Annotated in this window: 18 protein-coding genes and 2 riboswitches; of the genes, 9 read left to right on the top strand and 9 right to left on the bottom strand. The window is 69.1% G+C overall.

The window, feature by feature from the left end:
• Positions 1–75: 75 nt before the first annotated feature.
• The 3 genes from IEZ11_RS20205 to IEZ11_RS20215 form a co-directional block, all read right to left on the bottom strand.
• Positions 76–873: an enhanced serine sensitivity protein SseB C-terminal domain-containing protein gene (locus IEZ11_RS20205; protein ID WP_189264193.1), complete on the bottom strand. Its 798-nt coding sequence runs from the start codon at positions 871–873 to the stop codon at positions 76–78.
• A gap of 182 nt (positions 874–1,055) precedes the next feature.
• Complete coding sequence (locus IEZ11_RS20210) at positions 1,056–1,847, bottom strand: enhanced serine sensitivity protein SseB (RefSeq protein WP_189264194.1); 792 nt, start codon at positions 1,845–1,847, stop codon at positions 1,056–1,058.
• 78 nt (positions 1,848–1,925) lie between these two features.
• The gene (locus IEZ11_RS20215; RefSeq protein ID WP_189264195.1) at positions 1,926–2,594 is read right to left on the bottom strand and encodes an AAA family ATPase; all 669 of its coding nucleotides are present in this window, start codon (positions 2,592–2,594) and stop codon (positions 1,926–1,928) included.
• A 190-nt stretch (positions 2,595–2,784) separates the two neighbouring features.
• A riboswitch (glycine riboswitch) is annotated at positions 2,785–2,884 on the top strand.
• Positions 2,885–2,993: riboswitch (glycine riboswitch) on the top strand.
• A 48-nt stretch (positions 2,994–3,041) separates the two neighbouring features.
• Between IEZ11_RS20215 and gcvT the strand changes: the two genes are divergently transcribed.
• The 8 genes from gcvT to IEZ11_RS20255 all read left to right on the top strand — a co-directional run bounded on the left by gcvT (position 3,042) and on the right by IEZ11_RS20255 (position 10,473).
• Entirely contained in the window at positions 3,042–4,169 is a 1,128-nt protein-coding gene (gene gcvT, locus IEZ11_RS20220; RefSeq protein ID WP_189264196.1) for a glycine cleavage system aminomethyltransferase GcvT, read from the top strand.
• A gap of 98 nt (positions 4,170–4,267) precedes the next feature.
• Positions 4,268–4,645, top strand: coding sequence for a glycine cleavage system protein GcvH (gcvH, locus tag IEZ11_RS20225; RefSeq protein ID WP_189264197.1), 378 nt, complete (start codon positions 4,268–4,270; stop codon positions 4,643–4,645).
• Between the two features lie 25 nt (positions 4,646–4,670).
• Positions 4,671–5,933, top strand: a complete 1,263-nt coding sequence (gene glyA, locus IEZ11_RS20230; protein ID WP_308426484.1) for a serine hydroxymethyltransferase — start codon at positions 4,671–4,673, stop codon at positions 5,931–5,933.
• Between the two features lie 56 nt (positions 5,934–5,989).
• Positions 5,990–7,357, top strand: coding sequence for an L-serine ammonia-lyase (locus IEZ11_RS20235; RefSeq protein ID WP_189264198.1), 1,368 nt, complete (start codon positions 5,990–5,992; stop codon positions 7,355–7,357).
• Positions 7,358–7,609: 252 nt separating this feature from the next.
• Positions 7,610–8,224 (top strand): type IV toxin-antitoxin system AbiEi family antitoxin domain-containing protein, encoded by a 615-nt coding sequence (locus IEZ11_RS20240; protein WP_189264199.1) that lies wholly within the window; start codon positions 7,610–7,612, stop codon positions 8,222–8,224.
• Entirely contained in the window at positions 8,224–9,123 is a 900-nt protein-coding gene (locus tag IEZ11_RS20245) for a nucleotidyl transferase AbiEii/AbiGii toxin family protein (RefSeq protein ID WP_189264200.1), read from the top strand. The genes IEZ11_RS20240 and IEZ11_RS20245 overlap by 1 nt, the downstream gene beginning before the upstream one ends.
• A 407-nt stretch (positions 9,124–9,530) precedes the next feature.
• Positions 9,531–10,184, top strand: coding sequence for an IS110 family transposase (locus IEZ11_RS20250; protein ID WP_189264201.1), 654 nt, complete (start codon positions 9,531–9,533; stop codon positions 10,182–10,184).
• Positions 10,159–10,473, top strand: coding sequence for a transposase (locus tag IEZ11_RS20255; RefSeq protein WP_229713199.1), 315 nt, complete (start codon positions 10,159–10,161; stop codon positions 10,471–10,473). The genes IEZ11_RS20250 and IEZ11_RS20255 overlap by 26 nt, the downstream gene beginning before the upstream one ends.
• A gap of 370 nt (positions 10,474–10,843) precedes the next feature.
• On the opposite strand, the gene IEZ11_RS20260 is transcribed toward IEZ11_RS20255, so the two are convergent.
• From IEZ11_RS20260 to IEZ11_RS20270, 3 genes are all read right to left on the bottom strand, one after another.
• Positions 10,844–11,842: a hypothetical protein gene (locus IEZ11_RS20260; protein WP_189264203.1), complete on the bottom strand. Its 999-nt coding sequence runs from the start codon at positions 11,840–11,842 to the stop codon at positions 10,844–10,846.
• A 427-nt stretch (positions 11,843–12,269) separates the two neighbouring features.
• Positions 12,270–13,406, bottom strand: a complete 1,137-nt coding sequence (locus IEZ11_RS20265; RefSeq protein ID WP_189264204.1) for a CHAT domain-containing protein — start codon at positions 13,404–13,406, stop codon at positions 12,270–12,272.
• A gap of 156 nt (positions 13,407–13,562) precedes the next feature.
• Positions 13,563–14,762, bottom strand: coding sequence for an IS110 family RNA-guided transposase (locus tag IEZ11_RS20270; RefSeq protein WP_189264205.1), 1,200 nt, complete (start codon positions 14,760–14,762; stop codon positions 13,563–13,565).
• A 1,403-nt stretch (positions 14,763–16,165) separates the two neighbouring features.
• Here IEZ11_RS20270 and IEZ11_RS20275 point away from each other — a divergent pair.
• Positions 16,166–16,984: an alpha/beta fold hydrolase gene (locus tag IEZ11_RS20275; protein WP_189264206.1), complete on the top strand. Its 819-nt coding sequence runs from the start codon at positions 16,166–16,168 to the stop codon at positions 16,982–16,984.
• Positions 16,985–17,370: 386 nt separating this feature from the next.
• Here IEZ11_RS20275 and IEZ11_RS20280 read toward each other — a convergent pair whose 3' ends face one another.
• The 3 genes from IEZ11_RS20280 to IEZ11_RS20290 all read right to left on the bottom strand — a co-directional run bounded on the left by IEZ11_RS20280 (position 17,371) and on the right by IEZ11_RS20290 (position 24,757).
• A complete protein-coding gene (locus IEZ11_RS20280; RefSeq protein ID WP_189264207.1) occupies positions 17,371–18,219 on the bottom strand; it encodes an AraC family transcriptional regulator in 849 nt (282 codons plus the stop codon).
• A gap of 728 nt (positions 18,220–18,947) precedes the next feature.
• Positions 18,948–21,320, bottom strand: coding sequence for a BTAD domain-containing putative transcriptional regulator (locus tag IEZ11_RS20285; RefSeq protein ID WP_229713201.1), 2,373 nt, complete (start codon positions 21,318–21,320; stop codon positions 18,948–18,950).
• A gap of 518 nt (positions 21,321–21,838) precedes the next feature.
• The gene (locus IEZ11_RS20290) at positions 21,839–24,757 is read right to left on the bottom strand and encodes an AfsR/SARP family transcriptional regulator (RefSeq protein WP_229713203.1); all 2,919 of its coding nucleotides are present in this window, start codon (positions 24,755–24,757) and stop codon (positions 21,839–21,841) included.
• Positions 24,758–25,074 lie beyond the last annotated feature (317 nt).

Consider the following 25,074-nt stretch of genomic DNA (forward strand, 5'->3'; position numbering starts at 1 on the left):
TCGTCTTCACCACTGTTGCGGCGCCCGGATCGCCGTGACCGCGTTCGCTCGCGCCGAGGCGGACAGGGCCTCGACTCAGTAGACCGCGGGGCCCGGATAGCCGTACCCGGCCGCCGGGGCCTGGGCGGGGGCCGCAACGTGCGCCTCACGGTCGTAGAACGGCCGTGCCGCCGCCCGCATCCACATCACGACCGGGTCGTACTCGTCGGTCATCGCCACCGTCGACACCGGCAGACCGTCCGGCACCGCCCCGATCGACTGCTGCATCATCGCCCGCACCGAGTCCACGGCCGGCGGCGACGCGTCGTACACGTCCAGGCCGATCGCGAGGTACGGCGCGCCGAGCGCCGGCTGCACCCAGGCGCGGCGCAGCGAGCGGACCGCGGGGGTGCGGTGGGCGTTCTGCGCGATCAGCGCGTAGAACTGCGGGATCTCGATGGCCGGTTCGGCGAGCCGCAGCGGGCCGGCCGGCTGGCGGTCCAGGCCGGTGGCGATGCGGCGCAGGTCCAGCCAGGGGATGCCGACGCCGCCGCCGGGGGCGTGCGGGTTGAGCCAGAGGCCGAAGTGGTCGGGATAGAGCGTGCGGGCCACGTCGACGCCGTCGACCACTTCGTAGGAGCGGTTCCAGCCGCTCGCCGAGAGTTCCTGGGCCGAGGTCACGCAGGGGGCGTAACCGTGGCCTTCGACCTCCATGTTCCCGTACTGGGCGTCGGGCGAGCCGGACTGGCCGTGCCAGAGCAGCATCCAGATCTGGCCGGAGGAGGGCGTGGCGAGGGCGCGGAGGAGTGCCTCGTAGGCGTCGTAGCGCCCGGGGGTTACCTGGCGCAGCATGTGCTCGACCTGTCCGGTCGCCGCGGTGCCGCTGGCGCTCACGTGTTACCGCCCCTTCATTGAGTTACCCCGCGTATGAGGGTTGCCCCGCGTTCGGAGACAGCTTATGCGCCCGGAGGGCGAGGGCCGATTGTCCGTCGGCGGGTGCGCGCAGTCGGTGGCTGGTCGCGCCCACGCGGCGGAGCCGCACATCGGCTCGGCCCCGCGCCCCTGACGGGGCGCAGTCAGTGGCCGTACTGATAGAAGGGGCGCACGTTCTCGCGCATCCAGTGGCCCACCGGGTCGTCCGCCACGTCCAGCAGGACCAGGTTGACCGGCCAGCCCACCGGTGCCCGGCCCAGCGCCCGGCCCAGCGCCTCCAGCGGCGCGGCCCGCAAGTCGTCCTCCCACTGGGAGAGTTCGACACCCACGAACATCACCGGTTCCGCGGTCTCGACCACGGCCAGGCAGCGGCGGGCCGTGGCGACCAGGCCGGTCCGGGCGAACTCGGCCGACGCCGCGGCCAGGAAGTCCATCGGGTCGTCCTGCCAGTCCGGTTCGAAGAGCCGGACCCGGCCGCCCGAGGCGGGGCCGTCCAGTTCGGTGCGGCCGGCCCGGCAGAGCTGCGCGACCGCGTCCGGCGGCAGCGGGACGCCGACCACCCCGCCGGGGTTCACGGCGACCCCGACCTGCGGGGGCAGGCCGCGGGCGAACTCGACGGCCGGGGCGATCGTGTACGACAGGTGGGAGCCGGTCACCAGACGGAACTGCTCCTCGGAGCTGAAGACCGGCACGTACACCTGCCCCTCGATCAGCGTGGTGGGCAGGTCCAGCGGGCCGCTGTGCGGGCCGCCGCCCTCCGGCAGCGGGATCCACAGGAAGCTGCGGGCCAGTACCTCGATGAGCCGGCCCGCCGCCGCGGGCACGCCGAGGGAGGCCGACAGGACCTCCTCCAGTTCGTTGCCGGGCCAACCGCCGTGCGGGTGGGGGTGCGCCTGTGCCGGGAAGTCCGCGGGAATGTCCGCCGGGAAGTCCATCTGCCTACCGCCTGCTGGAAACCGCTGCTGAGGCTGGAAAGGCTAGCGGGTGACACCGACAAAGCCACCCGGCCGTTCTCAGCGCGCGAAGTCGATCCGGTGCAGCACGTCCGCCGCGTCCCGGTCGAGGAGCACCGCCGAGCCGATGCCCTCGGGCAGCTTCCCCTTCTCCGCCGCGCGCAGCAGTCGGCCGGCCGCCCTGCGATGGCGCAGGAAGGCGTACCGGGAGACGCCCCGGCCGCGCTCGCGCTGGCCGTCCAGGGCCGTGCCGGCCGTGACGTCCAGGAGGAGCAGGTGCAGGGTGCCGCCGCGGCGGCGGGCCGCCCTGGCCAGCCAGTCCCGCACCCAGGCCTGTGTCCCGCAGTCGTGCACGACCACGCCCTCTCCGGTGCGCAGCGCCCGGCGCAGCCCGGCGTAGTGGGCGAGCCGGACCAGCGGGCGGTAGACCGCGTACGGCAGGAGGCGGGCCAGGCGGGCGTCCCAGCGGTCGCGGGTGTCCTGGGAGTCGATGCGAATGCCCTGGACGGTGCGGTGCATCAGGGTGGACTTGCCGCTGCCGGGCAGGCCGGTGACCACGACCAGGTCACGGGGGCCGAAGAGCAGGCCGTGCGGGCTGTGCCCGGCCCGGTCGCGCAGGTCGCGAACGACCGGTGCGGGCAGCTCGCCGCACCGCTCGCGGGCCGGGGCCGTCGGCTGCCCGGGCAGGGCGATGCCCGTCGTCGTCGCGTATGCCGTGGTCCTTGTCACCGTGACCGTCCTCCCTGGGGGTTCAGGAAAGGTTCTCCCCACTTAATGTAAAGAGAAGGTAATGCACGGCGTCTCGCGGTTCCGTCCGCTTCCGGCCACAGGCTCGTCACAGAAGGCGGTGCCCCGTCCGGCCTGCCGGGTCCGGGGGGCGGCGTGCAATGATGTCCGCGCCAACTGCATACCGGCCGCTTGAATCCGCGCGGGAGAGTCCCTGGCACCGCTGTGCCGGGGCGCCGAAGGAGCAAGTCCCTCCCTTGAATCTCTCAGGCCCCCGTTACCGCGCGGGCGAGGCACATCTGAAAAGCGGGCCGCTGTGTCAGCGGCTCCACCCAAGGTGCAAGCCGTGACCACGTCGTGGTCAGGGCGAACCTCTCAGGTTCCGATGACAGATGGGGAGGACAGACCTCGCCTGTCATGCCCTTGGGACCTTTGGGAGACGACCGACCGATGAGCAGTACCGATTCCGCTGGACTCCGCCTGACCGCGCTCGATGCCCTGCACCGCGCGCTCGGCGCGACCATGACCGACTTCGCCGGCTGGGACATGCCCCTGCGCTACGGCTCCGAGCGCGACGAGCATGTCGCGGTACGGACCCGGGCCGGGCTCTTCGACCTCTCCCACATGGGCGAGATCACCGTGACCGGACCGCAGGCGGCCGAGCTGCTGGACCACGCGCTGGTCGGCAACATCGCCTCCGTCGGCGTGGGCCGCGCCCGCTACACCATGATCTGCCGGGCCGACGGCGGCATCCTGGACGACCTGATCGTCTACCGGCTCGCCGGGACCGAGTACCTGGTGGTCGCCAACGCCTCCAACGCGCAGGTCGTGCTCGACGCCCTGCGGGAGCGGTCCGCCGGGTTCGACGCCGAGGTGCGCGACGACCGGGACGCGTACGCGCTGATCGCCGTCCAGGGTCCCGAGTCGCCCGGCATCCTGAAGGCGCTCACCGACGCCGACCTGGACGGCCTGAAGTACTACGCCGGGCTGCCCGGCACCGTCGCCGGCGTCCCGGCGCTGATCGCGCGCACCGGCTACACCGGCGAGGACGGCTTCGAGCTGTTCGTGAAGCCCGAGCACGCGGTGCGGCTGTGGCAGGCGCTGACCGAGGCGGGTGCGCCGGTGGGCCTGGTGCCCTGCGGGCTGTCCTGCCGGGACACCCTGCGCCTGGAGGCGGGCATGCCGCTGTACGGGCACGAGCTGAGCACGGAGCTGACCCCCTTCGACGCCGGGCTCGGCCGGGTGGTGAAGTTCGAGAAGGAGGGCGACTTCGTGGGGCGCGAGGCGCTCGCCGAGGCCGCCGCCCGTGCGGAGCAGAACCCGCCGCGCGTCCTGGTCGGCCTGGTCGCCGAGGGCCGCCGGGTGCCGCGCGCCGGATTCGCGGTGGTCGCCGACGGCGAGGTGATCGGCGAGGTCACCTCCGGCGCCCCCTCCCCCACCCTGGGCCGGCCGATCGCCATGGCGTACGTCGACACGGCGTACTCGGCGCCGGGCACCGCGGGCGTCGGCGTGGACATCCGGGGCAGCCACGAGCCGTACGAGGTCGTGCCGCTGCCGTTCTACAAGCGCCAGAAGTAGCCACCGGACGTGACCCTGCGCACATCGCCGCTGGTCACGCACGCCTTCAGCGTTCCCCCCTTCATCAGCACTCCCTCGCGTACAGGAGAATTCAGGCCATGAGCAACCCCCAGCAGCTGCGTTACAGCAAGGAGCACGAGTGGCTGACGGCCGCCGAGGACGGCGTGGCGACGGTCGGCATCACGGAGCACGCGGCCAACGCGCTCGGTGACGTGGTCTTCGTCCAGCTCCCGGCGGTCGGCGACACGGTGACCGCGGGCGAGTCCTGCGGCGAACTGGAGTCGACCAAGTCGGTGTCCGACCTGTACGCGCCGGTCACCGGTGAGATCACCGAGATCAACGAGGACGTCGTGGACGACCCCTCGCTGGTGAACTCGGCCCCCTTCGAGGGCGGCTGGCTGTTCAAGGTGCGCGCCACGGACGAGCCGGGCGACCTGCTCTCCGCCGACGAGTACACCGCCTTCACCGCCGGCTGAGGAGTCGTAGAAACGGATGTCTGAGTTGTCGCTTCTGAACACGCCCCTGCACGAGCTCGACCCCGAGGTGGCCGCCGCGGTCGACGCCGAGCTGGTCCGTCAGCAGTCCACCCTGGAGATGATCGCCTCGGAGAACTTCGCTCCGCTGGCGGTCATGGAGGCGCAGGGCTCGGTCCTCACCAACAAGTACGCCGAGGGCTACCCGGGACGCCGCTACTACGGCGGCTGCGAGCACGTCGACGTCACCGAGCAGATCGCCATCGACCGGGTGAAGGAGCTGTTCGGCGCCGAGTACGCCAACGTGCAGCCGCACTCCGGTGCCTCCGCCAACCAGGCGGCCCTGTTCGCGCTGGCCCAGCCCGGCGACACCATCCTGGGCCTGGACCTCGCCCACGGCGGCCACCTGACCCACGGCATGCGGCTGAACTTCTCCGGCAAGCAGTTCGACGTGGTCGCCTACCACGTCGACGGCTCCGGCCTGGTCGACATGGCCGAGGTGGAGCGGCTGGCCAAGGAGCACCGGCCGAAGGTGATCATCGCGGGCTGGTCGGCGTACCCGCGCCAGCTGGACTTCGCGGAGTTCCGGCGGATCGCCGACGAGGTCGAGGCGTACCTGTGGGTCGACATGGCCCACTTCGCCGGTCTGGTCGCGGCGGGCCTGCACCCGAACCCGGTCCCCTACGCGGACGTGGTCACCTCCACGACCCACAAGACGCTGGGCGGCCCGCGCGGCGGCATCATCCTGGCCCGCAAGGACTTCGCGAAGAAGCTGAACTCGTCCGTCTTCCCGGGCTTCCAGGGCGGTCCCCTGGAGCACGTGATCGCGGCGAAGGCGGTCTCCTTCAAGGTCGCCGCCTCCGAGGACTTCAAGGAGCGCCAGCGTCGTACCGTGGAGGGTGCGCGCATCCTGGCGGAGCGGCTCACCGCCGCCGACGCCCGCGAGGCCGGCGTGAACGTCCTCTCCGGCGGTACGGACGTCCACCTGGTCCTCGTGGACCTGCGCGAGTCGGAGCTGGACGGGCAGCAGGCCGAGGACCGTCTCCACGAGGTCGGCATCACGGTCAACCGCAACGCCGTCCCGAACGACCCGCGGCCGCCGATGGTCACCTCGGGTCTGCGGATCGGCACCCCGGCGCTGGCCACCCGAGGCTTCACGGCCGAGGACTTCGCCGAGGTCGCGGACGTGATCGCCGAGACGCTGAAGCCGTCCTACGACGCGGCAGCCCTCAGGGCCCGGGTCGAGGTCCTGACGGCGAAGCACCCGCTGTACCCCGGCCTGAACAAGTAGTTCCCTGGTGGGGGCACCCGACGGCGTGTGCCCCCACCCTTTTCCAAGGAGTTCCCGTGGCCATCTCGGTCTTCGACCTGTTCTCGATCGGCATCGGCCCGTCGAGCTCCCACACCGTCGGCCCGATGCGCGCGGCCGGCATGTTCGCCCGCCGCCTGCGCAACGAGGACCTGCTGCCCTCCGTCGTCTCCGTACGCGCCGAGCTCTACGGGTCCCTGGGCGCCACCGGCCACGGCCACGGCACCCCGAAGGCGGTGCTGCTCGGCCTGGAGGGCGCCTCGCCGCGCACGGTGGACGTGGAGACGGCGGACGACCGTATCGAGGCGATCAAGGCCACGCGCCGCCTGTCCCTCCTCGGCGAGCACGAGATCCCGTTCTCCTTCGACGACGACCTGAAGCTGCACCGCCGCAAGGCACTCCCCTACCACGCGAACGGCATGACCCTCTGGGCCTACGACGCGTCCGGGGCGGAACTCCTCGCCAAGACGTACTACTCGGTCGGCGGCGGGTTCGTCGTCGACGAGGAGGCGGTCGGCGCGGACCGGATCAAGCTGGACGACACCGTCCTGAAGTACCCCTTCCGCACCGGCGACGAACTGCTGCGCCTGACCCAGGAGACAGGTCTTTCGATCTCCGCGCTGATGCTGGAGAACGAGCGGGCCTGGCGCACCGAGGCCGAGATCCGCGAGGGCCTGCTGGGCATCTGGCGGGTGATGCAGGCGTGCGTGTCCCGCGGCATGTCCCGGGAGGGCATCCTGCCCGGCGGGCTCCGGGTGAAGCGGAGGGCCGCGGTGACCGCGCGCCAGCTGCGCGCCGAGGGCGACCCGCTGGCGCACGCGATGGAGTGGATCACGCTCTACGCGATGGCCGTGAACGAGGAGAACGCGGCGGGCGGCCGGGTGGTGACGGCACCCACCAACGGGGCCGCGGGGATCATCCCCGCCGTGCTCCACTACTACATGAACTTCGTGCCCGGCGCCGACGAGGACGGCGTGGTCCGCTTCCTCCTCGCGGCCGGCGCGATCGGCATGCTCTTCAAGGAGAACGCGTCCATCTCCGGCGCCGAGGTCGGCTGCCAGGGCGAGGTCGGCTCGGCCTGCTCGATGGCGGCGGGCGCGCTGGCCGAGGTCCTCGGCGGCTCCCCGGAACAGGTCGAGAACGCGGCCGAGATCGGCATGGAGCACAACCTGGGCCTCACCTGCGACCCGGTCGGCGGCCTGGTCCAGATCCCCTGCATCGAACGCAACGGCATGGCCGCGGTCAAGGCGGTCACCGCGGCCCGCATGGCCATGCGCGGCGACGGCTCCCACAAGGTCTCCCTCGACAAGGTCATCAAGACCATGAAGGACACCGGCGCCGACATGAGCGTCAAGTACAAGGAGACGGCGCGCGGGGGGCTCGCGGTGAACATCATCGAGTGCTAGGGGAATGGGCCCTGACCAGCGCGTTCGTGTCTTTCGGCGCTGTCGGGGCCTTTCCTGCTTACGCGGCGGAAAGTCCCCGGGAAGTCCCTGGGACAGGCGTGAAAGTCCCCGAAAAGTCCCCGAGATGTCCCCATGGAAGGAGCTCGTGACCTGCGGTTTCGCAGCACGTGATCAACACCGGATACGCCCCCACTCGCCGCTGGACGTATCAAATCGATCCCCCAAGTCCACCTGAGGGGTATCATTCGATACATGGACGCTGCGGAAAACTCGCGCCTGGAACAGCGACTGGCCAGCCTCTCCCCCACATTCACGACGGCGCAGGCGCGTCAGGCCCTGCTCTCCCCCCGTGATCTGGCGCACTTGGTCACAGAAGCGCAGGTAGACGAACTGTCCCGCGGGGTGTACCGGCGGACAGACGCCCCGGAGACGGCGCACGCGGATCTGCTGGCCGTGTACGCACGGGCCCCTCGCGCCGTCGTGTGCGGCGAATCCGCCCTGGCCCTGCATGAGCTGATCGACGATATCCCCGCAGCAGTACACATCGCCGTGCCGCGCGGTACACGCCGCCCGACGATCTCCTACCCACCGACCGTCGTGGCGCAGTACGCCGCGAAGACCTTCGGCCTCGGTATCGAACGGTTCGAAGCAGCCCCGGGAGAGACCATCCCCCTGTACAACGCAGCCCGCAGCGTCGTTGACGCCATGCGCCACCGCAGTCGCCTCGGCGAAACCCTCGCCCTGTCCGCGCTCGGCCGCTACCTGCGCCGGAACGGACGCGGCGGGGTCGGCGAACTCCAGCACATCGCACGCGAGTTGGACGCTCTCTCCGTTGTCCGCCCCGCCGTAGAGGCGGTGCTCGCCTGATGGCCAACCCCACCCGTGACAGCACCGCCGGCCGCGTCTACAACGACCTCCGCAACCTGGCCCGCCGCAACAGCCGGTCCACGGACGAGGTCATGGTCGAGTACGTCCTCGAACGGTTCCTCTACCGCCTGGCCTCATCGCCCCTGGGCCGGGAGCACTTCGTCCTCAAGGGTGGCCTACTGCTCGCCCAGTTCGGCGCACGTCGAATGACCCGCGACATCGACATCCTCGGCCGCTCGTTTCCAGGCACAGAAACCGAGATCATCCACAGAATCGCGGCTATCGCCGCCACCGAGAGCGACGACGGAGTCGTATTCGATCCCGCGACACTCAAGACCGTCCCCATCCGCGAGGAGGACGAGTACCACGGTCTGCGCCTGTCCATGACTGCCTCCATCGCCCGGGCCCGACTCAAGCTCCAACTCGACGTCAGCTTCGGCGACCCCGTCACGCCCGGCCCCCGGCTCATCGACTACCCACAACAGCTCACGGAGGAAAGCTTCCAGATCTTCGGCTACCCACTGGCCACCGTCATCGCCGAGAAACTCTCCACCGCCGTCTCGCTCGGCGACCTCAACACCCGCGACCGCGACTACGGCGACCTCTACCGCTTGCTCACCCTCAACGACCTGGACGGCCAAGAACTCTCCACAGCACTGACCGCCACCGCCACACACCGCGGCATCACCCTGAAACCGCTCAGCTCCACCATCACCGACCTCGGCGAGCGCCGCCAGACCTCCTACACCGCCTGGCGCCGCCGACAAGGCCCCGCCGCAACCAGCTACCCCGAACGCTTCACAGACGTCGTCCGGCAGGTCACCGCCTTCGCAGACACACTTCTCACCGACGACGCCATCACCCTCACTTGGAGTGCGGCGACCCTCGCATGGTCATGAACCAGACCTGGCCGACCGACCATGCCTTCGGGGCGAACCCGGGACCTACACATTACGAGGGCCTGCGCGATCGTGACGGTCGCTGACCCGTGATCACGCTTGATCCGCTTTCCCCTGGTCAGCAACTCAGCACACCTTCGGTGCGCGCTGGGGGCGTGGTAAATGCTGTAGCGCGCCGGAGGTGCTTCTGTCTGCCCTGACGTGGGCTGAGGCCGGTCCGGGAAACTGAAGGTGTTCGTTCCGGTCGAAACCGAGGCTTCTGTGATGCCGGTGAGCTCGCAGGGCAGCATGGTGCCGAGGGCCGTCCACGGGAACCGTTCACCACCCAGACCACGACCTGGGCTCGACCACGAAGGCCGTACTCGCCCTGTGGGACCATCTGCTGGCCGCCCGAGGTCACTCTCGTCGTGATCGAGGCGATATCGGACTACTGGAAGCCGTTCCATTGCCTGCTGGCCGAGGACCTGAATGTGATCCTGGTCAACGCCCGGGGAGTCAAGAACCTGCCCGGCCGCAAGACAGCCGTCTCCGACGCCGCCTGGCTGGCCCAATCCGGCGTCCACGGCCTCGTCAGCCCCTCGTTCGTGCCACCGCAGCCGGTGCGCGAGCTGCGGGACCTGACCTGGGCCCGCACCCCGATGACCCGCGAACGGGGGCAGATCGTCCAGCGGCTGGAGAAGCTACTGGAGGACACTGGCAGCAAACTCGCCGCGATCGCCTCCGACATCCTGGGCGTCTCCGACGGGGCCATACTGCAGGCCCTCATCGCGGGTGAATGCGACCCGCGGACGCCCTCGGACCTGGCCAAACGCAAGCTCCGCAACGAGATCCCCGAACTCACCGAGGTCCTGACCGAACGCTTCCGCGCCCACCACGCCTTCCTCACCCGGCTGCACCTAGACCACTACGACCAGCTCACTGACGCCATCGAACAGCTCGATGAGCGGGTCGCGGATCGAGGAGGCGATGGCCCCCTTTCGAGCCGCCCTCGGCCTGCTCAACACCCTCCCCGGGATCAACCAAGCCGTCGCCGAAGTGATCATCACCGAGACCGGCGGTGACATGACCCGCTTCGCCTCCGCCAAGCACGTCGCGTCCTGGGCCGGAGTCTGCCCAGGCAAGCACGAGTCCACCGACCGCACCAAGAACACCAAGGGCCGCCCCGGCAATCCGCATCTCAAGGGCGCCCTCGGTTTGGCCGCGTTCGGCGCGGTGAGCACCAACAAAACCTATCTGCAGGCCCGCTACAAGCGGCTGAGCGCCCGCCGCGGCTTACTGAAAGCCCTGGTCGCCATCGAGCACTCGATCATCACCACGATCAGGCACATGCTCACCGACAACGTCCCGTAGCACGAGCTCGGCGACACCTACTCCACCCACCGCGACCCCGAACGCGCCACCCGCCGCGCGATCACCGCACTCGACCAGCTCGGATACACCGTCACCGTCACCCCGGCCGAAGGCGCAGCCTGACCATCCACAGACCAAGTGCCCGGCGGCCACAACGACCACCGGGCACCCAGCCCTGCCCAAACAGCCCCCGCCCTGAAAGTACCGTCCGCTCACGCATTCGGCGTGCTTGACCGGGACTCCGGAGGCGACTTCCGAGACAGCGGCCCGCTCACCATGGGCGGCTGACCGCAGGCTCGGATGGGGACGGGAAGCAGATCGAGCGCTGCCGCCCTGGGACCGCCGACCGCCTGATTATGAAGGCCGAGGCTCAATCGTCGTAGCACTCAGTGACGACGAAGCGCGTCCCTTCAAGCACCCCTCCGACACGCACCTCGGCCCACTTCGCAAGTATGTCCGGCTGACCTTCGACCCAGTTCAACAGATCGGCGATCTCATCAGCGCCCGGCGACGCGGGAAGCACACAGCGAACTACCCCGCTACCGGTTGCGCTGCTGCAATCCTCGTAGTCCTCGTCGGGGTCATCAGGTACCCAGCGGCAGATCTCGACGTCCCAGGAATCGGCACCGTCGTTACCGGGCTCCGGCGCATGGACAGACAGGTAGTACCCGTCTGAATCGTGCGGCTCAGCGAAGATCGCTAGGCTGGCCTCTTCCAGCCCTCCCAACATGTCAGGGAACCGAGAGCAGGCGGTGACCAGCACCCGCAGGTTCGCGATGGCCTTTTCACGCTCCTCGGGAGTAATCCCTTCTTCGAGACGATCCAACTGCTCACGTGCCTCACGGCTCAGCACGTCCACTCCGCCGTCAAACGTCACGAACGGCTGACCGAAGTCCCAGGTACGCCGGCCCTCCGTCTCGGGCACGGAAGTTCCCTCTGAGTACTCGGCGAGCGCCTCGGACAACTGCCGTGCTTCCGTCTCCAGTTCCACGTTGATCGCGATACGGATGGGCTCAGGCACCGCCGTCAGAGCTTCGTCCAAATCGGCGAGCGCCTGGTGGAGTTCCAGACAGGTGTACTCGTACCACAGGCTGTACGCACCGCTCAGAAGACCGGCGCGCGAAGCCAGGTCGGTCAGCGCCGCAAGGTGCTTCGTCGGATAATGTGCCACCCCGTGGTCACGACGATCGTGAACGCTCACCGGGACGGTGGTGAGGGCGGAGATCCGATTGAGCGCGTCAACGATCGGTGCCGCAAGGGCGGATGTGGCGAGGCTCGTCACAGTCGACGACTCGACCCCGCCCGGCCCCTGGTAGGTCGCCAGGATCTGCGTCTTCCCGCGGTTCGCGTGCTGAGAATAAACGGTCATGAGAACGCCTTTCGACCACCGAGCCGAGACAGCCTGGTGGTCACGGAAGAATGCGAGAGAGGCGGTGGCGAGGGCACGTTCCGACGCTCCGTACCTCGAAGAGACCGGCGGTGGCCCAGGTCCTGTCCCGAGTTCCTTGCCTCCGTGCACCTTAAGCGGACGTGTCGCGCGCTACAACCAGAATGCCTGGCTTCGCGGGAGCAGGTGGCTGCTGGCAAGCCAACACTGCCTGACGTCGCAGGCAGCATCAGCCGAGGAGGAAGTATCCCCTGTCAGCGCCTTCCCACGCCCAGTCGCCGGGACAGGGGCCGCTTTGACCTTCGCGCGCGACGTCCCAACTTGCGACGAGGCAGTCTGGGTTAAGGACCGCCTTCCTCGCCCGTTGTCGTTCCTGGTCAGCGATACGATCCGAGCTTTCGGCTTTGGTTCATGGACCGAAGTGCACGAACGCTGCCCACAGGCTGGGGCTGTCGGGGTAGCGCTCACTCAGGTCTCGCGTTGCCCGGTTCAGCGCTTCTGCCGCCGACTTCGTGTCGAGACCGGGCAGCGCGTCATACACGTCGACGCAGACGGACTTCGCCACCGCGTCCTCCACCGGCCACAGTGTTCCGATCACATGGGGAAACCCTGCCTGTTGGAAGGCCGCTGCCAGATGCACGGCCTCGTCGGCAAGGTGGCGCGGCCCGAGCGAGGTCGTACACGCGGACAGGTACGCCAGCTTCGCTCGCGGAAGCTCCAAACGGGAAATCTCGAAAACGGTGAGAGGTCTTGTGCGATGGTCCTGGAGCAGCAGCCCGGAGCCGTCGCTGTGACAGGCGAAGTGGACCAATTCGTAGTCAGGAAGCGCAGTACATACCGCGTCGTGTGTGGCTTGTTCGCCAGCCAGTACCCGCGCGCCGTACTGCTCGGCGAGATGCCGTGCTTCTGCCGCCGCGCCCTCGATGGGTGCGGCGCCCGGTGTTTCCGGCATGGCGACGGCCAGGAGCCGCGGCTCCGGGGACACGGCGGCGTTCGCTGACGCCCGGCGCAGCGTGTCGAGCGTCAGCGCATAAGAGGAGCAGGCCCGTTGGAGAGCTTGGCCGGCAGCGTGAAGCGGTAGCTGGGCGAGTGCCCCGTCCGGTACCCACCACAGGCGCGGCAGCGGTTCACCGGTGGCCACCGGACCGTACCCGAGCGCGGCAAGCACAGGCCCTGTCACAGTCAATCCCAGCCATTCGAGTACCGCGGAGACGGAGTCCTCGGCCGCGCGTCGCTGCTCGTGCCGAAGCTGTGGATCGACGACTTCCTTGAGCGCTCTGTTGAGCCGATCGGTGTACTCAGCCGCCGTAGCGGGAGTCAGCTCCGGCAACGGCACTCGGTCCATGGCCCCGTCCGGTCCGAGAAGTACCGCCCAGCTGCCGTAGGTGCTGGTGCAGATCGCTACGACCGGTCCTGTGACACCGGAGCGAGGGATGTCGCGCTCGCCGGGCAGGCGAGGGAAATCGGCGAAGGCTTCCAGAGAACGGATCTCCTCCAGGAGCGATTGCCACTGCTGTCCCAACCGTCGGCGCTGTTCGGCCGCCATGCCCGGCTGCGTCTCCGGTTCGCTCTGCCAGCCGTACGGGGTCGACGGGTCCGTGAGCGAGCCGACCCGATCTTGAGCATCCAGTCGCTCTCGTAATTCTTCGTAGGAGCGGGCCAGTCGGGGTGCGGTGGCACGTAGGGCTGCCTAATGCTGAAGTCAAGCCACGAGACGAAGAGGTGGCCGGGCCTCGTAGGGGCGACGGTCGCGCAGGATGGCGTAGAGAACGTTGATCTTGCGGCGGGCCAGGGCGATCAGGGCCTGATGGTGTCGTTTGCCTTCGGATCGTTTGCGGTCGTAGAAGGCGCGCGAGGTGGGATCGCGCTGGATGGAGCAGAACGCGGCCTGGTAGAAGACCCGTTTGAGGGCCTTGTCACCGCCGGTCGCGCTGCGCGAGTAGCGGATCTTGCCGGACTGGGAGAGCACCGGGGACAGCCCGGAGGCGGCGGCCAGCGCGTCGCCGCTGCTGAAGCGGCGGATGTCGCCGACAGCCGCGAGGAACTCGGCGGTGAGGGCGGCCCCCATCCCCGGCAGGCTGCGGATGAGGGCCCCGTCAGGGTGGCCGGTCACCAGTTTCTCGATCTCGGCTTCCAGGGCCTTGATGCGGTGTCTGCCGGCCAGCAGCTCGTCGGCGAGTTCGCGGATGAGCTGGGCGGTGCGGCGTTCGCCGGGCAGGACGGCGTGCTGGGCGAGTGCGGCGGTGTGCGCCGCATCGGCCAGCGGCTGCGCCAGGGCGGTTCTGACGCCGTGCCGGTGCAGGTAGCCGGCGATCCGGGCGGTGCCCGCGCGGCGGATCTCGGCCGGTGTGACGTAGTGGCCCAGCAGGATGAGCCCGGACTGGTTCGTCGCGTCGACGGCCCGTTCCAGGCCGGGGTGGATACCGGTGAGCAGGTCACGCAGCCGCGCGGTGCGGGCGGTGGCCTCCTTGACCAGCGTGGTGCGGTGGCTGACCAGCAGCCGCAGCTCCACGACGCTGTCGTCGGGCAGCTCGACGGTGCGCAGGTCGTCGCGGAGCATGACCTGTTCGGCGATGACCTTGGCGTCCCGGGGGTCGGACTTGTTCTCGCCGCCCCTCGTCGCACGGCGGGCGCGGTTGACGGCCAGGCCGGGGACGTGGACGACGCGGAAGCCCGCGGTCAGGAGCATGGCGGTCAGCAGGGCGGCGATGCCGCCGAGGATGTCCAGGCCCACGGTGACGGGGCCGTGTTCGGCCTCGATGGTGTGCAGTTCGCCGATCGAGGCGTCGATGGCGGCGGGGTCGTTGTCGACCCGGTGGCTGAGCAGCTGACGGCCGCGGTCGTCGGTCACCGCGAGCCAGTGGAATTCCTTGGCGATGTCGAAGCCTGCGTTGGCGGTCACGGTCCCCTCCCGGTGCAGCGTGTGGCGCGACTCCTTCCGCCTGTCCTCGCCCTACTCAGCGATCGTTCGCAGTGCCTAATCAGCAGTCCGGAAGAAGTGGCGGGACAGGGGGATCAGCGTCCTGAGCCATCGGAGGCAGCCAGCATGAAAACCATCCCTGCCCCACCCGCGCAGTCCCAGAGTCGCGCACTCACGGGACCCACTCAAGAAGGTAGGGCGGCATGACTGCCAAGTCTGCCTGAGCGGCACCCCGTAGATGGCCCCGGGCTCAGCGACTCCACCGCTGGCCCAGGGCCTGGGACTCGACCATTCCCCAACACGGAGTCAGACCTTGTGCAGGCCAGTACGCATGCGGGGCTCGCCGAAGCCATCGCATGCCGCCCGAGCAGCAACGACCCAACCCCGCAGGCGTCTCACGCAGCATGGGATACGTTGTAATCAACTCTCGACAAGAAGTCCCCAGAAAGTCCCCGACGTGATTCAAGGCAAGCCTGGGCATGTCAAAACTGCAGGTCAACACCATGATCAACAGCCGCCCATATGTACGTCAAGTACAAGGAGACGGCGCGCGGGGGGCTCGCGGTGAACATCATCGAGTGCTAGGGGAATGGGCCCTGACCAGCGCGTTCGTGTCTTTCGACGCTGCGGAAAACTCACGTCTGGAACAGCGGCCGGCCTCTCCCCCCCGATCTGGCGCACTTGGTCACAGAAGCGCGGATAGACGAACTGCCCCGTGGGGTGTACCGGCGGGCAGACGCCCCGGAGACGACGCAGCGCGAGGCGAGGGGGGCGGTGCCGGCCGAGAGGATCCGCTGCTTCTTCGATCGTTCGGGCCCGACGTACGGCTCGCCGAGATCATGGCCGAGCTCGGCCCGCAGGGCCGCACCCCGCCCCGCCGACGCCGTTCGCTGACTTGCCCCGGCAAGCGGAAAGCCTCTCCTGACCTGATGCGACGCAAGTTCGCGCGCTACCGGCGGAAAACCGACCGTCGAGTTTGAGCGGATCATCCAGGAAGCGCACCAGGGGATTGGCAGCCTCAGCCCTACACCACGTGCGTTGACGTGACCCCGCCGTCAACAAGTCGGCATCACCGCTGTGGCGGCAAGTCATGGAACTGAAGATGCGTGCCATGCCGAACGTCATGGCGCTCGTCCTCTATGACGGTCGGCTGAAGGAGTGGTTTCTTTCAGTAGCTACGTCGCCTTGGAGGAATCTCCTCGACGGGGTGTGACGCGTCGCTCAACCTGCCCCTGCCACAGAGTGAGAGGCTGTCCCGGATCGCAGTTCCGCCGCGCCCTCGCCGCAGAATCGCTTTCTCGGAAGGTGGAAGTGTGCATCGGGCCGGATTGGCGGCGCCGACATTTCAGTCGGCATGAGGCCGACCACCTGAAAGGAACGAATCAATGCCCACGATCACTACCCCGGACGGTGTGGAGATCTTCTACAAGGACTGGGGTTCCGGTCAGCCGATCGTCTTCAGTCACGGGTGGCCGCTGTCGGCCGACGACTGGGACACCCAGATGATGTTCTTCCTGCAGCACGGTTATCGGGTGATCGCCCATGACAGGCGCGGGCACGGCCGGTCCGCACAGGTCAGCACGGGCAACGACATGGAACATTGGGTCGCCGATCTGGCCTCGCTGACCGAGCATCTCGGTCTGCGTGACGCCGTCCACATCGGACACTCGACGGGCGGCGGTGAGGTAGCCCGTTACGTGGCCCGTTACGAGGAGCGAGTCGCCAAGGCGGTGCTGGTCGCTTCCCTGACACCGAACATGGTGAAGACCGACGCCAACCCGGCCGGTCAGCCCCAGGAGTGGTTCGATCAGGTACAGGCGGGAACGCTGGCCAACCGCGCGGAATTCTTCCGAGCCGTTCCGGAGGGGCCGTTCTACGGGTTCAACCGTCCGGGCGTCGAGCCGTCCGAAGGGGTCATCGCGAACTGGTGGCGGCAGGCCATGGCCGGCAGCATCCAGGCCCAGTACGAGACCCCGCTGTCCTGGCTGGAGGACTTCACCGAGGACCTCCGGAAGATCACCGTGCCGGTCCTGGTGATGCACGGCGACGACGACCAGATCGTTCCCTTCGCCAGTTCCGTGCCGCGTGCGGTCGACCTGCTCAAGAACGGCAAGCAGAAGACCTATCCGGGCTACCCGCACGGCATGCTGACGACTCACGCGGACGTCCTCAACCCCGATCTGCTTGAGTTCATCCGGTCCTGACGGCACAGGACACGGGCGCCGACGGGAGAACCTCCGCCCGGACGCTCGTCGCCGTAGAACACCGTGAACTCCCGTGACACCTGGTCGGCCCCGGCGCGGTCGGGGCCGACCGGCCGCGCCCCCGGGCCGCTTCCCGGAGTGGAACGGGCGGTGCGCGACCGTGAGGTCGACGGGCAGGAGTCCGCCGTCACGAAAGGCGGTGGCCGGCAACCCGGACGGCCCCGGTGACGTGTTGCCCGGGCGTGGACCACCCGCACAGGGGCGCGCACGGGTACAGTCCGGCGGCCGGTGCTCGGACGCCACCGGCACCAGCCGATCCCGGGCCGGCGCCGGCTCGACTGCCGGGTGAAGGCCGGGCAGCACAACGTTCACCGAAGAGCCTCATCTCACTTTGCGGCTTCTGAGCGCTCCGCCATGTAAGCCCTGGGAGTGACCCCGTGAACGCTTTTGAAGTTCCGAATGAAGTGGCTCGCATCCGAGAAGTGCCACTTCGCCGCCGCCCTGGATATGACATCCGTCTCGTCCGACGACAGCAGATCACGACGAGCACCCTCCATGCGTAATTGCCTGATGAGCGACATCACAGACTGATCACCTGCCGAAAACGCCCGATGCAGGGTGCGCACGGATATCCCTAGCCTTCCAGCAACCAGGGCCGGCGAGAGATCTTCTCTTTCCAGGTTCTTCTCTATCACTTTCTTCGCGGTCAGAATGATGCTCCCCATGTCCGTCGGACCCTGCACGGAGTTACCTTCCAACAAGCCCGCGACAAGTGACACGAAGGCCCGTTCGGCCATCATCGAGGCGGCTTGCGAGTCGAGCAGGTCCGTCGTTCGAAGCATGTCCAAGTACTCGAAAATAAGCTGCCCTTCAGGCCCCGCCAGCTCGGCAACACAAGCATGCCTGAGAAGAGTGGGCCGCGAAGAGGATTCTCTGATCAACCCTCGCGGAATAGTGATCACATGGGACGCCGTGTTCCTCTCGCACGCGAGCCTCCACGGCTGCCCCGCGTCACGTACTATAAGGTTTCCCGCCTGGACGCTATATCCCTCTCGGGCCCCATCGAATGTAATAGACCCCGAAGTGACCGCATGTATGACGACGGGGTCATCGTCATCTTTTCGCCCCGATGAGGCAATCATCGCTCCTGATCGCTGAACTGCAGCCAGGACGCTGCCGAGGTAAAATCCGGCTATGGTCAGCTCGAATCCATACGGATTGGCCGACTTCAGCACACGCACTTCCTTGAGATGCCTCAGTGGTGCCGGATCCAGATCCGTCAGGACGAGACCCGATTCAGGTATCTGCGCCCGAGGTATCCATAATCTTCCGATAAGCCGGACTCGGCTTCTTCCCTGCATACTCACGGAGTGATGCACTGTCCGCTCACCTCGAATACACCGCGTATCGGAACGACGTTGTCCACCACCATGGCCTCTCCCTCCCGCTGCTGTTCCGGCGAGGCAGCCGGAGCGCTCGTCGTTCACTCGTTTCCCACCCGCACCAGAGGGTGGTGGGCACCCGAACCCCTCGCACCGCGCGGGAGACCTGGCGAAGCACGCGGCACGCGCGGGAGGGCCGCACGGCGGATGCACGGCACACGGACGGACCGCTCGGGAACGCGCGGTGCGTCCGGGATGGACGGGGCGTCGTGGACGACTCACGCACGGCCGGTTCAGACGCCGACGGCGACGACTTCCAGCTGACGAAGGGCTCCTTCTTGCTCTGGATTCCGGAATGCACGACGCCCTTGTTGCTCTCGTTGTGGTGCAGGCCGATGGCCAGCCCGGTGCGCGGCTCGACGACAAGACGCGCGAACCCCGTCCATTCACGACCGAAGTGCGGCAGGTCTCCGTCCACCAGAGTGGCCTGGAGGAATTTCTGATACCAGGCGATACCGGCCCCGATATCCCGGACAGTAAAAGCGACGTGGTGGAGCCCGATGACGGACGGAACGGTCGACTCACTCATTTACGACTCCCTGTCCAAAGCGGCCCGTATTCGAATTCTCCTGGTTCGGGTCAGGGAGAGCCGCCTGACGGCGAGTGGGTAGCTTGTGGATCGACGAGTGGATTCTTTGTGGATCCCGGATGCGCATCTCGCCGAACAGCCCGAACCAGGTGGCGACGCAAGAACGCGGGGCGTGGGCAGCCCAGCGGGAATAAAGGAAAGCGACGGCCTCTGTCTCCCGGCCGGGGCCTCGGGCCAGGTGTTCCGCGCGCTGCAGCAGATCAAGCGACAAGAAGCCGTACATCGACCGCATCCCGACGACCGCGGTGCCCTGCGACAGGGCCGTCAGCTCCAGTTCCGCGAGACCCGCCGCGCATCGGCCCGCGCGCACCAGCGCGGCGGCGGTGCGGGCCGGATCGGCGAGCGGGCCTGCGGCCCACAGGTGGTGGGCGAGGCGCTCGGCGACGGACTCACCGTCGGGGTCGCTGTCGTCCAGGGCATCCGAGACGCGCAGGTGCAGCCGGCTGGCCCGCGCCGGCGGCGTCGTGGCGGAGACCGCCTCGCGGACCAGGTCGTGGGCGAACCGGAACGAGAACGGATTGTCCGGCCCGGACTCAAGCATGCCCAGGGCTGTCACGGGCTCCAGGCGTTCCAGGCAGCTCTCGACGTCGAGGCCGGCGACACGGGCGAGCAGATCGAGTTCGACATCGCGGCCGATGAGCGCGGCGATCTGCAACAGGTCATGGGAGTCGCCGTCGAGGCCGGCCATCCGGTCGAGGACGACGTCCCGCACGGTGGCCGGCACTCCGGCCCGTGCTGCGGCGTCGTCGGTGAGCGCGCCGCCGTCGGCGAGCAGCCGGGAGAGTTCCCGCACGAAGAAGGGGTTCCCGGCGGTGCGCGTGTAGATGCCGCGGACAACGCCGGGGCCGACGTTCTGGCCGGTTTCGCGACGGACCAGGTCGGCCACGGCGTCCGGGCCGAGCGGGCCGAGCCGGAACCGGCGGTGGCCGGGCTCCCGGCTGACCGTGGCAAGCATCCGGGACAACTCGGAGTCGGGTACCGGTGCGCGGTCGCGCAGCGCGCCGAGGATCACGGTGCCGGCCGGCAGCCGGGCCGCCAGGTGCCCGAACAACTGCAGCGAGGTAACGTCCGCCCGCTGGAGATCATCGATGACGAGCACCACCGGCCGCCGGGCCGAGGCCTGGCCGATGACGGCGACGACCCGCTCGAACAGACGGAACCGGAAGCCGGTGTCCGGCAGCACCGCTGCGGCGAGGACGTCACCGCGCGGCTCGACGAGGCGGCCGAGTTCGTCGTCGAGCCACTTCTCCCGGGCAGGGGAGGGCAGGCTGTCGACGACCGTGCCGATCGCCTGTACCCATGGCCACATGGCGGGTGTCCCGTCGCCGCCCAGGCAGCGGCCCCAGACGACGAGCGCCCCGCGCCGGTCCGCCTCGGTCACGGCCTCCTCCAACAGCCGGGTCTTGCCCACCCCCGGCTCACCCTCGACAACACCGATGGCCGTTCCGCGGGCGAACGCCGGTTCCATGGTCCGGCGCAGCACCGCGAGTTCCTCGGCCCGACCGACCAGGCTGATGGCCGGACCCGCCTGCGCGCCGCCGTCGTCGCTGTCCGTGCCCGCCGCGATCGCCACCGGCGGGTGCTGCGTCAGTACGCGCCGATGTGCGGCCCGCAGCACTGGACCGGGGTCGATACCGAGGTCTTCGGCAAGGCGGGCACCGACCCCGCTGAACACCGACAGCGCCTCCGCCTGCCGCCCAGCGGCGGCAAGGGCGCAGATGAGGGCGGCCTGGACGGGTTCGTGCAAGGGCGCCATCGACGCGGCCAGATGCAACGCGGGGAGCGCCCGCTCCGGCCGGGCCAGCGACACCGCGAGTTCGGCCGCTGCCGCGCACGCGTCGTACAACTCGGCGTCGAGGGCGGCGAAGACTGGCATCCCGGTGGGCTCCTGGGCCAGGCCGTCGCCCGCCGGACCACGCCAGAGACCCAGCGCCTCGACGTACTTGTCGAGCGCCGTCTCGTGATGCTGCTGCGCGAGGGCGGTTCTCGCGCTCGCCACACGCTCACGGAAGGTGACCAGGTCGAGCATTCCGACGTCGGCGGTGAAAAGGTAACCGCTACCACGGCGGTGGAGGTACGAGCCGGTGCCGCGGGCCGGGAGTTCGGGTTCGAGCAGCCGTCGTAGGGCACCGATGTATTTGTGGATGATGTTCAGGGCGCTGGCCGGAACGTTGTCGTCCCACATCAGGTCGATCAGTTCGGCGGTGCTGGTCGGCCTGCCCTCGCGGGCGAGGAACAGGGCCAGCAGGTGGGCCTGTTGTCGCGGGCCGGCGTCCAGTTCGACACCGTCGCGCCAGATCCGCAACGGACCGAGGATCTGCAGACGCGGGGAAATGTCATCAGCCGGCCGATGTTCGTCGGACCGGATGGAACGCATTGACACAGCCACGCCTGTATCCCCCGAATACGTCGATGAAAGATTTGGCTACCGTGTGGAGTGACCCCTGCCGATGTCCACGCGGTGGCCTTGGACCCGGTGCTCATGCGTATGAGGGTGTGCCGCACCGGGTGTAGCGCCGCGGGCGCCCGCCTCATCAAGAGAACCGGACGGGCGTCTACAGCCCGTTGACGGATCGTTGACGCCCGTCTCGACCCGTGTCGCACGATGCGAGCCGGAGGGGGACGCGGACTGCGCGGGTTCACAGGGGCAGACGCCCATCAGAGCCTCAGCCGAGGCCCACAGCACCGGGAAGACCCCGCCGGGGCATGCGTCGCAGGCGCAGGACGACGGCCACGGTGAGGAAGCGGCGCACCCTCATGTGCCGTCCGGCGGCCGGTCCGGCCACGGCACCTGACCGGACCGGCCTTTGAAGCGGGGGTCGACTACGAGTCGGTGAGTCCCGCGGCCGCCTCGGGAGAGCCGCTCGGCTCGTCGAGCCGGTGCAATCTGGTGCGGAGAGACACGGCGAGATCCTCAGCGTCGGCGTGGCCGAGTCGCTCCAGGACGTCCAGCCCGTCGGTCCACACAGCGCGGGCAGCGTCCGGCTGGCCGGCACTCAGGTGGACGTCCCCAAGGCGCATGACGGTGCCGACCGCGTACCAGTCGATGCCGCCTCCCTGCTGGAAGATGGCCAGAGCGTCGCGATAGGCAGCGACGGCCTCGTCGTGCCGTCCGAGACGGTGCAGGGCGAAGCCGATGCTGTCCCAGCTGTCCGCCGCGCCGCTGTCGTATCCGAGTTCCTGACACAGGACCAGCGCCTGCCGGCAGTGGTCGAGGGCTTGCTGAGGCTGCTCAAGCAGCGTATGGAACCAGCCGACCGCGTTGAACGCGGTTGCTATCTCCATCCGGATTCGTCTGTCGTCGCCCCCACGGCCCGCATGAGCCTGGAGGAGTTCGAGCGACCGCTGCGCCGCGTCGAGCCCGGCTTGCGGATCGCCCTTCCGCTCCGCGATCGCGGCCAGACCGCGATAGCTCTCGGCGCAGGCGTTCATGTCACCTGATTCGGTGAACAGTTCGATGGACCGCTCGATCTGAACGCGTGCCTCTTCCAAGCGGCCCAGATCCGTCGCGACGGAGCCGAGAGAACGATGGGCATAGGCCTGGGCAGTCCGGTCACCCAGCCTGCGCGCCGCTTCCATGGCGGCACGGTGTACGGCTTCCCGTTCCCGCGGCAGGCCACGCCGGTACAAATGGTGGCCCACAGCCCAGGCGAGTTGCCAGGTGTGAACGTCGTACCGGTGGAGGGCGGCCTGTTCGACGGCCGCCAGCAGTACCGCCTCCTCTGCGGTGAACCAGGCCCGCGCCTTCGCGGGGTCCCCGGCAAAATCCTCGGCACGCATTCCCTCGGCCACGGGCGCCAGTGAGATCAGTGCCCGGTGAAAGGTCAGCGCGACCCCCTCACGGGCGGTGTGCAGGTAGTGGTCGAACATCCGGTACCGGGCCGCCCGCACTTGATGGGGTGGATCGACTGCCTCGGCCAGTTCGGTGGCGTAGACGCGCAGCAGGTCGTGGGAGGCATAGCGGCCCGGGGCAGGTTCGTCCACGAGGTGGGCCTGGACGAGTTCGGCCAACAGTTGCCTGACGTGCGGGACGGTGAGCCCGGCCAGGCTGGCCGCTGCGGGCAGGGCCACATCGGGCCCGGGGTGCAGGCCGAGCAGCCGGAACAAGCGGGCAGCGTCAGGAGTGAGGGCGTGGTACGACCAGGAGAAGACGGCGCGCACGTCGGCCGCCGCGTCCGCGTCCTGGAACGCGTCGAGGCTGTCGGCGCTGTCACGCAGTTCAGCGGCGATGGCGGACAGCGGGAGAGCGGACCGGGTAGCCGCGCGGGCGGCGGCGACCGCCAGGGCGAGCGGCAGCCGTGCGCACCGCTCGATGATCTCCTCCACCGCGTCCGGTTCGGCCGCGACCCGGCCGGGCCCCAGGCGCCGGGCGAGCAGCGCACGGGCCTCCAGCATGGAAAGCAGGTCCAGGTGGAGGGGGTGGGCACCGTCCACGGCGACCAGCCCGGAGAGCCGGTTGCGACTGGTGACGATGACCAGGCAGCCGGGTTCCCCGGGCAGCAGGGGCCGCACCTGCGCGGCGTCGTGGGCGTTGTCCAGCAGTACGAGCACCCGCTTGCCGGTGAGCAGGGTGCGGTACCGGGCCGCGAGCGCATCGGCGCCTTGCGGCAGCCCGCGCGCCTCGGCACCCAGCGACTCCAGCAGTGCGCGGAGAGCGTGTTCCGGCGGAACCGGCTGACCGACCGGGTCGAAGCCCCTCAGGTTCAGGTACAGCTGGCCGTCCGGGAAGCGGTCGGCGACCTGTCGCGCCCAGTGCACCGCGAAGGTGGTCTTGCCGACGCCCGCCATGCCCGCGATGGCACTGATCACCACCGTGCCGTTCGAGGGCAACCGGGCCACCTCGGCCAGTTCGGCGTCGCGGCCGACGAAAACCGCGAGGCCGGCGGGCAGTTGGGCCGGGACGCCAGGGGCCTGGGCAGGTTCGGGTGCGGAGGTCCGGGCGGGTACTGGTACCGGCTCGGCCGGTGCCGACGGAGTGAGGAGCCCGGCGTCGGCCCGCAGAACGCGCTGGTACATCGCCTGCAGTGTCGGGCCGGGATCGACCCCCAGCTCGCCGGCGAGCAGTGTCTGCGCCTCGCGGTAGGTGGCGAGGGACGCCGCCTGTCGACCCGACCGGTAGAGGGCGAGCATCAGCAGTTCCCTGAACCGCTCGTCCAGCGGGTGTTCGGCGACCAGCCCGGTCAGCTCCGCGACCGCCTCCGCATGGGCGCCGAGGTCGAGTTCGGCCGTGAGCCGGGCCACCTCCGCGGACAGGCGCAGTTCGGCGAGCCGCTGCCGCTGGGCCTGCGCGTACTCGCCCCGGACACCGGCCAGCGCCGTCCCCCGCCACAGACCGAGCGCGTCCCGCAGGTACCCCACCGCGCCCTTGGTGTCTCCCGCACGTCGCGCCGCCTCGGCTTGGGCGACCAGTTCCCGGAAGGTGCCGACGTCCAACTCGTGCGGCGAGACGCGGAGCTGATAGCCGTCCCCCGTGGAACGGATCACGGACGACGCGGTGTCCCCGGCGGGCTCCAGCGCCTTCCGCAGGCGGTGGACGTATGTCCGCACAATGCCGGGCGCGGTAGCCGGTGCCCGCGTCCCCCACACCGCGTCGATCAGCCCGCTCACCGGCACCTGCGAACCCTCCGCCAGCAGCAGCACGGCAAGCACCGCCTGCTGTTGGGGCGGACCGAGTTCGATCTCGTCCGAGCCGCGGCACGCCCTGACCGGGCCCAGCACCGCGAACCGTAAGCGCGCTTCCAACCGGCTTCCTCCTCGAACGATCCGCATCCGCAGCCAGCCGAAGAGACCGCTTTCTGAGCTAACCATTCAAATCAAACAGAGTTCAAGCGGCTCGCCCTGACTCGGTGGTGCGACTGTCCTCGACACGAGCACGACGGTGCGGCCTTGCGATCCGCACGGGCGCCGAAGCTCCGGCTCCCGTCGGGATCCCAGGCAACGGGGCCACCTTCCGGGCATCCCTTGTCGAGAAGTCCCGGAAAAATCGCCCAGGTTGACACGGGTCACGGGGAAGGCGAAGCCGCGCCCGCCCGGACAGAGCGTCCGGGCGGGCGCGGCAT

Source organism: Streptomyces fuscichromogenes (assembly GCF_014645815.1).
Classification (GTDB): domain Bacteria; phylum Actinomycetota; class Actinomycetes; order Streptomycetales; family Streptomycetaceae; genus Streptomyces; species Streptomyces fuscichromogenes.

Coding starts and splice junctions, on each gene's coding strand:
- IEZ11_RS20210 (WP_189264194.1), bottom strand. CDS start 1,847: ATGGACTTCCCGGCGGACATTCCCGCGGACTTCCCGGCACAGGCGCAC.
- gcvT (WP_189264196.1), top strand. CDS start 3,042: ATGAGCAGTACCGATTCCGCTGGACTCCGCCTGACCGCGCTCGATGCC.
- gcvH (WP_189264197.1), top strand. CDS start 4,268: ATGAGCAACCCCCAGCAGCTGCGTTACAGCAAGGAGCACGAGTGGCTG.
- IEZ11_RS20240 (WP_189264199.1), top strand. CDS start 7,610: ATGGACGCTGCGGAAAACTCGCGCCTGGAACAGCGACTGGCCAGCCTC.
- IEZ11_RS20245 (WP_189264200.1), top strand. CDS start 8,224: ATGGCCAACCCCACCCGTGACAGCACCGCCGGCCGCGTCTACAACGAC.
- IEZ11_RS20260 (WP_189264203.1), bottom strand. CDS start 11,842: ATGACCGTTTATTCTCAGCACGCGAACCGCGGGAAGACGCAGATCCTG.
- IEZ11_RS20265 (WP_189264204.1), bottom strand. CDS start 13,406: ATGGCGGCCGAACAGCGCCGACGGTTGGGACAGCAGTGGCAATCGCTC.
- IEZ11_RS20275 (WP_189264206.1), top strand. CDS start 16,166: ATGCCCACGATCACTACCCCGGACGGTGTGGAGATCTTCTACAAGGAC.